We start from the raw sequence: 10,814 nt of genomic DNA on the forward strand, positions 1-10,814 counted from the left end.
GAAGCGGAATTTGGGAAAGAAAATCTATGTGCTCGATACGAACGTACTCCTGCAAGACCCGTATTCGATCTTTTCATTCGAAGACAACGAGGTCGTCATCCCGGCTGTCGTGTTGGAGGAAGTGGATTCGAAAAAACGGTATATGGATGAAGTCGGGAGAAACGCCCGCCAAGTGTCGAAGCTGATCGACCGCCTGCGTGAAAACGGCAAGCTGCACGAGAAAATCTTGCTCGAAAACGGCGGGGTGCTGCGCATTGAACTGAACCACCGCTCCTTCCACCAACTTCAGGAAATTTTTGTCGAAAAGACGAATGATAACCGTATTTTGGCCGTAGCAAAAAATTTATCGCTCGAGGAACAGGCGAAAGAAAACGGCCGTTCGGTCATTTTAGTGAGCAAAGATGCGCTCGTGCGCGTCAAAGCTGATGCGATCGGGCTGCAGGCCGAGGACTTTTTAAGCGACCGCGTCGTTGACGTCGACCATATTTACACCGGGTTTTTGGAGCTGTACATAGGAAAAGATCACCTGCAGCGCTTTTACGAGAAGGGGGAACTTGTGCTGGCCGATATTACCGACCATCCGTTTTATCCGAACCAGTTCATTATTATGAAAGATGCGTTCGGCAGTTCGGCCTCGGCGATCGGCATCGTCGACCAAAACGGAAAAAAAGTGAAAAAGCTCGTTTTTCATTATGAGCATATATGGGGCATACGCCCGCGCAATGTGCAGCAAACGATGGCGTGTGAGCTGCTCATGCGCGATGACATTCCGCTCGTGACGTTAATCGGCAAAGCCGGAACCGGAAAAACATTGCTCGCGCTTGCCGCCGGACTGATGCAAACCGAGGATTTGCGCACGTATAAAAAACTGCTCGTCGCCCGGCCGATTGTTCCGATGGGAAAAGACCTCGGCTTTTTGCCGGGGGAAAAAGAAGAAAAGCTGCGCCCGTGGATGCAGCCGATTTTTGATAACTTGGAATATTTGTTTAACACGAAAAAACCGGGGGAGCTGGACGCCATTTTAGCCGGCATGAGCTCGATCGAAGTGGAGGCGCTCACCTACATTCGCGGCCGCAGTTTGCCGGAACAGTTTATTATTATCGATGAGGCGCAAAATTTAACGAAGCATGAAGTGAAGACGATTTTAACGCGCGTTGGCGAAAAAAGCAAAATTATTTTAATGGGCGACCCGGAGCAAATCGACCACCCGTATTTGGACGAATATAACAACGGCTTGACCTATGTGGTCGAAAAATTTAAAGACCAAAAAATTGCCGGCCATATCCGACTCATTAAGGGAGAGCGATCGGCGCTCGCCCAGCTCGCCGCCGATTTGCTGTAGCCCCGCTTTCGAGCATAGCTGCCCGAAACGCTCGAGGCCTGACAGCGCCCGAAAACGAGTCAAAAACCGGGCGCCCCGTGAAAGGGGCGGCCCGGTCAGCGGACGATCAGCTGGCGCACATGGGTAATCGGCGTTTCGCGGTTCGAGCCGTCGCCGAAATAAATATGCACCGGGCCGTCATCACGCAGCGGTTTTCCGTTTTTCGAAAAGGCGAAAATCAGGTCATACGCTTTCTCCAGTGGAATGACAGTTTCTCCGTTTTCGGCTGCAATGACGAGTTCGGAAGCGTCTTCATGCGGTTCGGCGTTTCGCAAAAACGGGGCAAACGGCATGCCGAACGAACCGGTGATGATTTTCTCCTTTAAAAAGCGCCGCTCTGTTTTCAACGTCGGCGGAAAAACGGCGCCTTCCTGAATTTCCCGGTCCCAAAAAGCCGACCATTTTTTGATTTCCTCTTCCTCTTGGTCCGTTTCTATCACTTCCGGTTTCGGTTGCGAAAAATACGTGTCCAAATCGATTTTTCGGTCGTCAAAAATCCACACGCCGGGGTCGAGCGTGATCGTGAACTTTACTTTTCCAGTCAGCATCATAATATCGCTCATCAAAACATCCTCTCCTCTGCATTTTCCCGCTGTTTTTAGTATAATAATAAATGAAAGGTTTGTCATGTTCCAAGCCGTTTGGCTGTCAACTGTTTCAACTTGCAAAATGGCTTGTTTCACGTTAAGATTGAAAGAAGGATAGGGGAGAGAACGGAGGGATCGATGTGACGGACGGATCGATGAGCTATCGGGAAAAGGCGTACGCGCTTTTGCAAGCGGATGCGGAAAAAATTATTCAGCTCATCCGCGTGCAAATGGACCATTTGACGATGCCGCAATGCCCGTTGTATGAAGAAGTGTTGGACACGCAAATGTTCGGCTTGTCGCGAGAAATTGATTTTGCGGTGCGCCTCGGCCTTGTCGAGGCAAAAGACGGGAAGGCGCTCCTTGACCGGCTCGAGCGTGAGCTCTCCGCGTTGCATGAGGCAGTAACGAAAAAGCGCGTACGATAACCATACATGGCAACTCAAACGATTGGCCTGCCGTCGTTTGAGTTTTTCTGTTTTTCGGCAGGAAAACGGTGCGTCGCTGCGAATGATTTATGTACATATGTGTAAATGGGGAAGAGGGAAGATGGAACGACAATTGTGGAAGAAAGTGCTGAAATGCTATGATTATCCGCTTGTGACCGCGGTCGTTATGCTGTCGTTGTTCGGATTGATTATGGTGTACAGTTCGAGCATGGTCACCGCTGTCATCCGCTTTGAAGTGCCGAGCGACTATTTTTACGAACGGCAAAAGCGAGGGCTGATCGCTGCGTTGGTCGCCTTCGCTGTCATGGCTATGATCCCGTATAAACTGTGGCGGAAAGAACGATGGGTGAAACTCGTGTTTTTTGCTTCCCCATTGATGCTTGTTGCGGTCGCCTTTCTCGGCCATACGGCCAACAACGCCACAAGCTGGTTTCGCGTCGGGGCGCTGTCCGTCCAACCGGCGGAGCTGGCGAAGCTCGGCTTGATCCTGTACTTGTCGGCGGCGTTTGCCAATAAGCAGAAACGGTTGGCTGAGCCGGTGAAAAGCAATTTGTTCCCGATTTATTACACGCTGTTTATTTGTTTTTTAATCGCCATCCAGCCGGACTTTGGCACGGCGGCGATTGTGTTTTTCATCGCGATGTGCATCATCGTTTCATCCGGGTTGCGCCTCATTTTGCTCCTAAAGCAACTGCTCTTTTTTACCCTCATTGGGGCGGTGCTGTCGCCGTTTTGGTTTCCGGCTGTAGGTGAAAACATTTTTTCCGATGAACGGATGTCGCGCCTTTATAGCTATTTAGACCCGTTTCAATACGCGAGCAGTGACGGCTACCAGCTTGTCAACTCGTACTTGGCGATCGGGCTTGGCGGGTTGAAAGGGCTCGGCCTTGGAAAGGGCGTGCAAAAATACGGCTACCTACCGGAATCGCACACGGATTTTATTATGGCGGTTATTGCCGAGGAGCTCGGGTTGTTTGGCGTGATGTTCACGCTTGGGTTGCTTTCGTTTATCGTGCTGCGCGGGTTATGGATCGCCCGCCGTTCTGCCGATGCGTTCGGCAGCTTGCTCGCCATCGGCATTTCCGTCATGATCGGCTTTCAAACGTTTATTAACGTCGGTGGAGTGACAGGGCTCATTCCAATCACCGGGGTGCCGCTGCCGCTCGTCAGCTACGGGGGGACATCGCTCGTCCTGATGATGGCCTCACTTGGCTTGCTCGTCAATATTTCCATGTTTACAAAGTACGAACAACGGTATAAAAAAGGCGAAAAACTAGCCGCTGGCGGGCAGAAAAAAGGTCTGACTTTTTAGAAAGTGTATTTACAAAATAGAAAAATTTTTATAGTTTAATTAGAAAGGAGGAGAGACGATGAGGACAAGACGAATTCGCAAAGTACTCGTAGCCAATCGCGGGGAGATCGCCATCCGTGTCTTCCGCGCCTGCACAGAACTTGGCATCCGCACCGTGGCCATTTACTCGAAGGAAGATGCCGGTTCGTACCACCGTTATAAAGCAGATGAAGCGTATTTAATCGGCGAAGGGAAAAAGCCGATTGAAGCGTATCTGGATATTGAAGGAATTATTGAGATTGCCAAAACCCACGATGTTGATGCTATTCATCCGGGATATGGGTTTTTGTCGGAAAATATTCAATTTGCCAAACGGTGCCGCGAAGAAGGAATTATTTTTATCGGCCCGAACGAAGATCATCTTGATATGTTTGGTGACAAAGTAAAAGCGCGCCATGCGGCGGTGAACGCGGGCATTCCCGTCATTCCGGGCAGCGATGGGCCGGTCGGCGGCCTTGAAGATGTCGTCCGCTTTGCCGAGGCGCACGGCTATCCGCTCATCATTAAAGCGGCGCTTGGCGGCGGCGGACGCGGCATGCGCATCGTCCGCTCAAAGTCGGAAGTGAAAGAAGCGTTCGAACGCGCCAAATCAGAAGCGAAGGCAGCATTTGGAAGCGACGACGTCTATGTCGAAAAGTTGATCGAAAAGCCAAAGCACATTGAAGTGCAAATTTTAGGGGATTGCGAAGGAAACATCGTTCATCTTTATGAACGTGACTGCTCGGTGCAGCGCCGCCATCAAAAAGTCGTCGAAGTCGCGCCGAGCGTTTCGCTGTCGGACGAGCTGCGCCAGCGCATTTGCGAGGCGGCAGTCCAACTCATGAGAAGCGTCGGTTACGTTAACGCCGGAACGGTCGAGTTTCTCGTTTCGGGTGATGAGTTTTATTTTATCGAAGTGAATCCGCGCATCCAAGTCGAGCATACGATCACCGAAATGATTACTGGCATTGATATCGTCCAGTCGCAAATTTTAATTGCCGACGGCTTTTCGCTTCACAGCCATGAGGTCGGCATCCCGAAGCAGGAAGACATTCGCATTAACGGTTATGCCATTCAGTCACGGGTGACGACCGAAGATCCGCTCAACAACTTTATGCCGGATACCGGGAAAATTATGGCGTACCGCTCGGGCGGCGGCTTTGGCGTGCGCTTGGACGCCGGGAACGGCTTCCAAGGGGCGGTCATTACGCCGTATTACGATTCCTTGCTCGTCAAGTTGTCGACATGGGCGCTGACGTTTGAGCAGGCGGCAAGAAAAATGCTGCGCAACTTGCGCGAATTCCGCATCCGCGGCATTAAAACGAACATTCCGTTTTTGGAAAATGTCGTCCAGCATCCAAAATTTTTGTCGGGGGAATATGATACATCGTTCATTGACACGACGCCGGAGCTGTTTGTGTTCCCGCGCCGGAAAGACCGCGGGACGAAAATGCTTACTTACATCGGCACGGTCACGGTCAACGGCTTTCCAGGCATCGGGAAAAAGAAAAAGCCGGTGTTTGACAAGCCGCGCGTGCCGAGAGTAGGCCATACGGAACCGATTCCGCCCGGAACGAAGCAAATTTTAGATGAGCGCGGCCCTGAGGGGCTCGTTCGTTGGGTTCAAGAACAGCCGCGCGTTCTGCTCACCGATACGACGTTCCGCGACGCCCATCAGTCGCTGTTGGCAACGCGCGTGCGCACGACTGATTTGTTGCATATTGCCGAACCGACGGCGCGCCTATTGCCGAACTTGTTTTCGCTTGAAATGTGGGGCGGGGCGACGTTTGACGTGGCGTACCGCTTTTTAAAAGAGGATCCGTGGGATCGGCTTTTGAAGCTGCGCGAGCGCATTCCGAACGTGTTGTTCCAAATGTTGCTTCGCTCGGCCAACGCTGTCGGCTATAAAAACTATCCGGACAACGTCATCCGCGAGTTTGTCGACAAATCGGCCCATGCCGGCATTGACGTCTTCCGCATTTTCGACAGCTTAAACTGGGTGAAAGGGATGACGGTGGCAATTGATGCCGTCCGGCAAAGCGGCAAAATCGCCGAGGCCGCCATTTGCTACACCGGCGATATTTTAGACCCGAACCGGCCGAAATACAATTTGGACTATTATAAGGCGCTGGCGAAAGAGCTTGAGCAGGCTGGGGCGCACATTTTGGGCATTAAAGATATGGCGGGGCTTTTGAAGCCGCAGGCGGCGTACGTGCTCATTTCCGCACTCAAGGAAACGGTCGATATTCCGATTCATTTGCATACGCACGATACGAGCGGCAACGGCATTTACACGTACGCCAAGGCAATCGAGGCGGGCGTCGATATTGTCGATGTCGCCATCAGCTCGATGGCCGGCTTGACGTCGCAGCCGAGCGCCAACACGCTCTATTATGCGTTGGAAGGAACGGAGCGGGCTCCGGAAGCCGATATTTATGGCCTTGAGCAGCTGGCGCGCTATTGGGAAGATGTGCGCAAGTTTTACCAAGAGTTTGAGAGCGGCATGAATGCGCCGCATACGGAAGTATACATGCATGAGATGCCAGGCGGCCAGTACAGCAATTTGCAGCAGCAGGCGAAAGCGGTCGGCCTTGGAGACCGCTGGGATGAAGTGAAAGAAATGTATCGCCGTGTGAACGACTTGTTCGGTGATATCGTCAAAGTGACACCATCGTCGAAAGTTGTCGGCGATATGGCGCTGTACATGGTGCAAAACGGTTTGACGGAGCAGGACATTTTTGAACGGGGCGAAACGCTCAACTTCCCGGATTCGGTCGTGGAGTTTTTCGAAGGTTATTTAGGCCAGCCGCACGGCGGATTCCCGAAAGAGCTGCAACGCATTATTTTGAAAGGGCGCGAGCCGATCACCGTCCGCCCGGGCGAACTGTTTGAACCGGTTGATTTCGAGCAGATCAAGCGGGAACTGTATGATAAGCTTGGCCGTGAAGTGACTGACTTTGATGCGATTGCCTATGCTCTTTATCCAAAAGTATTTTTGGAGTACGCAGAAACGGTGGAAAAATACGGTGATGTATCCGTGCTTGATACCCCGACGTTTTTGTATGGCATGCGCCTTGGCGAGGAAATCGAAGTGGAAATCGAGCGCGGAAAAACGTTGATTGTGAAGCTCGTGTCGATCGGCCAACCGCAGGCGGACGGCACGCGCGTCGTCTACTTCGAGCTGAACGGTCAGCCGCGCGAAGTCATCATCCGCGACGAAAGCATCAAAGCAGCGGTTGCTGAACGCATTAAGGCGGACCGGACGAATCCGAACCATATTGCAGCGACGATGCCAGGTACGGTTGTGAAGGTGCTCGTCGAAAAAGGGGAGAAAGTAGATAAAGGCGACCATTTGATGGTCACGGAAGCGATGAAAATGGAAACGACGGTGCAGGCGCCGTTTGCCGGCATTGTGAAAGACATTTATGTGAAAAGCGGCGATGCTATTCAAGCGGGTGACTTGCTGATCGAATTGTCAAAATAAAGAAAAGAGAAGGTGTCTCCAGAACGGTGGAGACACCTTTTCTAATAAAACGGTGGCAACATTTTGTGGAAAGAAAAACGGTCTTGTAGGACTTGTCTCTTTTTATGCCGACTTTTAAAAGGCGATTATCGGTATTTTAATGCAGCCGGCGCTGTTTCTCCAACCGGGCGGCTGACGGATTGAGCCGGATTGCGGCGGGTGCGGAGCGCCAACAGCAACAAGTAGCTGAGCACCCCAAATAAGCACGAGATGAAAAAGGCGTGCGCTAGGGCCACATATAAATTCAGCTGTGTGAACACAACGAGCGCTCCGGTCGCCATTTGGGCAAGGACGAGAAGAAAAGCGATGATCCACCCGTAATAAATGACCGGCTGGCTGCGGTAATGGCGGGCGGCATGCAGTGCCGCGATGGCAATCCAGATGACGATCAGCCCTGCCGCGAGCCGATGGCCCATTTGTACCCACTCGTGAAACTGTACCGGGAAAAGACGCGTTTTGGCGCATAGCGGCCAGCTTGGGCAGGCAAGGCTGGCGTTCGTATGGCGGACGAGCGCCCCGGTATAGACGACGATGTACGAGTAAATAATGATCCCATAAATATGAAAGCGCATGGGTCTGCGAAGCGTGAGTGAAGCGGCGGAAATGGTTTTGTCCGCTTCAAAAATGAGCAGCGTCAGCAGCAACACGGCGGCAAACGAGATGAGCGAAATGCCAAAATGCAAGGCCAGCACAAAATCAGACTGCCCCCAGACGACAGCAGCGGCGCCGATCAGCCCTTGCACGACAAGAAAGACAAATGAGACGACAGCCAAAAACTTCGTTTCCCGCACATGGCCGACGGCCCGCCACGCCCAAATGGAAAGGATAAGCACCATAATGCCGGCAAGCCCGGAAACGAGTCGATGGCTCAGCTCAATGACCAATTCCGGCGTAATATCATCCGGTAGCCACTGGCCGTTACACAGCGGCCACGACCGGCCGCATCCTAAGCTGGAGCCGGTTTTCGTCACAAGCGCTCCCCCGATCAGTACAAACAGCATCGCCAATGTCGTTACGCATGCAAACCACTTTAATGAATGTAACGGACGTTGCAAAATCTTCACCTTCTTGTATTGAGAAATTATGATTTTGTCCATATTAGTAAAGTGATGGAGTTTAGCGCTGTCAATGGCGCATTCAAGTCAAGTCTATTTTACACGATGACGCCAGGAAACACAAAATGACGTTTGCATATTGAATAAGTCGGTTAAGTTTGCTAGAAATATTAATGGGACAAGCGTATAAACCGTTTTCGGTCTTGGGGATTCGAAAATTTGACACAAATTATTCAAAAAAAGTTCACATGATGAGAAAAAAATGTGATTTAATATAAAGAGAAAACAACCCTATTTTATTCTTTATTTTCGCATTCGCATTGGATGGAATTTCAGGCAATATGACGGCGCTGTCTCATCATGGGCGGCGCGGCGAGGAGGAGCAGGAGAAATGGCCGATTTGAAAGCGGTGCATGGGGCCGCGGCCGATGCCGGGCATCGCCCGCAGGCAAGCATAAAGGCACTTTGGAAGGAATTGTCGTCGGTTGTAAAAATCGGGATCGTCAATTCCAACTTGATCACGACGTTTGCCGGAATGTGGCTGGCGTTTTATTTTACCGGGGAACACTTTTTGGAGAATTTGCATCTTGTGTTTTTTACGCTGTTTGGCGCAGCGCTCGTCATTGCCGGCTCATGCAGCATCAATAACTTTATCGACCGCGACATTGACCAGCATATGGAGCGGACGAAGGGGAGACCGACGGTGACAGGGGCAATGGAGCCGCGACGGGTGCTTTGGCTTGGGGTGACGCTTGTTGCCGTCGGGACGATGAGCTTGCTTATGACAACGGTTACGGCTGCGGTTGTCGGGCTGATTGGCATGGTGACGTACGTGTTCCTGTATACGCTTTGGACGAAGCGCAACTATACGCTGAACACCGTCGTCGGCAGCATTTCCGGCGCCGTGCCGCCGGTGATCGGTTGGACGGCGGTCGATTCGGATTTCCATATTGTTCCGCTTGTCTTGTTTTTAATCATGTTTTTATGGCAACCGCCTCACTTTTTGGCCTTGGCGATGAAGCGGTGTGAAGAGTATCGCGCCGCCGGCATCCCGATGCTGCCGGTCGTCCACGGTTTTGCCATGACGAAGCGGCAAATCATCGTCTGGGTGGCTTGTTTGTTGCCGTTGCCGTTTTATTTGTTTCCGCTTGGCGTTCCGTTTTTAACAGTGGCGACGCTGCTAAACGTCGGCTGGCTGTTGCTCGGATTATGGGGGTTGAAAATGAAAGACGACATCAAGTGGGCGAAGTGGATGTTTGTCTACTCGCTCAACTATTTGACGATTTTGTTCGTGGCGATGGTCATCGCTACGCTTTGGTGAACAGGTTAAAATTCTTTCTCCACGAAAGAATTTATATATATTTCAGAACAAAGAAAGAGGGGTTTGATTAGGCTATGAACAAAGGGCTACGGAACTGGCGCTTATTTTCCCTGTTTGGGATGATGGCGCTGTTGCTCGCCGGCTGCGGCAAGCCGTTTTTGTCGACGCTCCAGCCTGCCGGCGAAGTAGCGGAGATGCAGTACTCGCTCATGTTGTTGAGCACGGCGATCATGGTGCTTGTCATTGTCGTTGTGGCGATCATTTTCGTCTATGTTGTCATCCGCTTCCGGCGGCGTAAGGGAGAGGAAAATAAAATTCCGAAGCAAGTGGAAGGAAGCCATAAGCTGGAAATCATTTGGACTGTCATTCCGATTATCCTCTTGCTGATTTTGGCGGTGCCGACGGTATCGGCGACGTTTAAGCTGGCGGATGTCAAGCCGATGAATGACAAAAACCGCGATAAAGATACGGTTGTGGTCAACGTGCGGGCCAACTTGTACTGGTGGGAGTTTGAATATCCGGATTACGGCATTATTACAAGCCAAGATTTGGTTGTGCCGACGGACGAAAAAGTCTATTTTAACTTGATTGCGTCAGACGTCAAACACTCGTTCTGGATTCCGGCGGTCGGAGGCAAGATGGATACAAATACAGACAACAAAAACCAGTTCTGGCTTGTCTTTGACCAAGAAGCGACAGACAAAGCAGGCGGCATCTTTTACGGCAAATGCGCCGAGCTTTGCGGTCCGTCCCATGCGCTGATGGATTTCAAAGTGCGTCCACTGCCGCGCGCAGAGTTTGACGCATGGGTAGAAAAAATGCAAAATGCGAAAAAGCCGGTTGTGACAGATCCAGTCGCCAAACAAGGGGAGGCCATTTTCAATAAGAGCTGTATTGGCTGCCATGCTGTATCGCCAGTCGATCAGCGTCCGGAACAAGCGCGGACAGCGCCGAACTTGGCGAATTTTGCGGATCGGGAAACCATTGCCGGCATTTTAGAACACAATGAAGAAAACTTAAAAAGATGGTTGAAAGATCCTGAAGGCGTAAAACCTGGAAATAAAATGACAGGTACATATGGCCAACTGACGGAAGAGCAGCTTGATGCATTAACAAAATATTTAATGAGCTTGAAAGTGGAATAAGGCATAAATAAGGAGGTTTCACT

8 protein-coding genes are annotated in these 10,814 nt (G+C 51.3%); 6 read left to right on the forward strand and 2 right to left on the reverse strand.

Annotation, left to right across the window (positions count from 1 at the left end):
* Positions 1-10: 10 nt before the first annotated feature.
* On the forward strand, positions 11-1,342 hold the full coding sequence (locus ACTVDO_RS06640) for a PhoH family protein (protein WP_020959202.1): 1,332 nt from the start codon (positions 11-13) through the stop codon (positions 1,340-1,342).
* 95 nt (positions 1,343-1,437) lie between these two features.
* On the opposite strand, the gene ACTVDO_RS06645 is transcribed toward ACTVDO_RS06640, so the two are convergent.
* The gene (locus tag ACTVDO_RS06645) at positions 1,438-1,944 is read right to left on the reverse strand and encodes a peptidyl-prolyl cis-trans isomerase (RefSeq protein WP_442901235.1); all 507 of its coding nucleotides are present in this window, start codon (positions 1,942-1,944) and stop codon (positions 1,438-1,440) included.
* 164 nt (positions 1,945-2,108) lie between these two features.
* Here ACTVDO_RS06645 and ACTVDO_RS06650 point away from each other — a divergent pair, with 164 nt between their 5' ends.
* The 3 genes from ACTVDO_RS06650 to pyc all read left to right on the forward strand — a co-directional run bounded on the left by ACTVDO_RS06650 (position 2,109) and on the right by pyc (position 7,231).
* Positions 2,109-2,396, forward strand: coding sequence for a YlaN family protein (locus ACTVDO_RS06650; protein ID WP_081206761.1), 288 nt, complete (start codon positions 2,109-2,111; stop codon positions 2,394-2,396).
* A 121-nt stretch (positions 2,397-2,517) separates the two neighbouring features.
* Positions 2,518-3,729, forward strand: coding sequence for an FtsW/RodA/SpoVE family cell cycle protein (locus ACTVDO_RS06655; protein ID WP_442901236.1), 1,212 nt, complete (start codon positions 2,518-2,520; stop codon positions 3,727-3,729).
* 58 nt (positions 3,730-3,787) lie between these two features.
* Positions 3,788-7,231 carry a pyruvate carboxylase gene (pyc, locus tag ACTVDO_RS06660; protein WP_020959206.1) on the forward strand — a complete coding sequence of 1,148 codons (3,444 nt, stop codon included), beginning with the start codon at positions 3,788-3,790 and terminating at the stop codon, positions 7,229-7,231.
* 125 nt (positions 7,232-7,356) lie between these two features.
* Here the strand turns inward: pyc and ACTVDO_RS06665 are convergent, their stop codons facing one another.
* Positions 7,357-8,367, reverse strand: a complete 1,011-nt coding sequence (locus ACTVDO_RS06665; RefSeq protein ID WP_071990872.1) for a COX15/CtaA family protein — start codon at positions 8,365-8,367, stop codon at positions 7,357-7,359.
* A gap of 349 nt (positions 8,368-8,716) precedes the next feature.
* On the opposite strand from ACTVDO_RS06665, the gene cyoE reads away from it, so the two are divergent.
* Both cyoE and coxB read left to right on the forward strand, forming a co-directional pair.
* Complete coding sequence (gene cyoE, locus ACTVDO_RS06670) at positions 8,717-9,646, forward strand: heme o synthase (RefSeq protein ID WP_020959208.1); 930 nt, start codon at positions 8,717-8,719, stop codon at positions 9,644-9,646.
* A gap of 74 nt (positions 9,647-9,720) precedes the next feature.
* The gene (coxB, locus tag ACTVDO_RS06675) at positions 9,721-10,791 is read left to right on the forward strand and encodes a cytochrome c oxidase subunit II (protein ID WP_020959209.1); all 1,071 of its coding nucleotides are present in this window, start codon (positions 9,721-9,723) and stop codon (positions 10,789-10,791) included.
* Positions 10,792-10,814: the final 23 nt, after the last annotated feature.

The organism is Geobacillus sp. BK01 (genome assembly GCF_052220245.1).
Lineage (GTDB): Bacteria > Bacillota > Bacilli > Bacillales > Anoxybacillaceae > Geobacillus.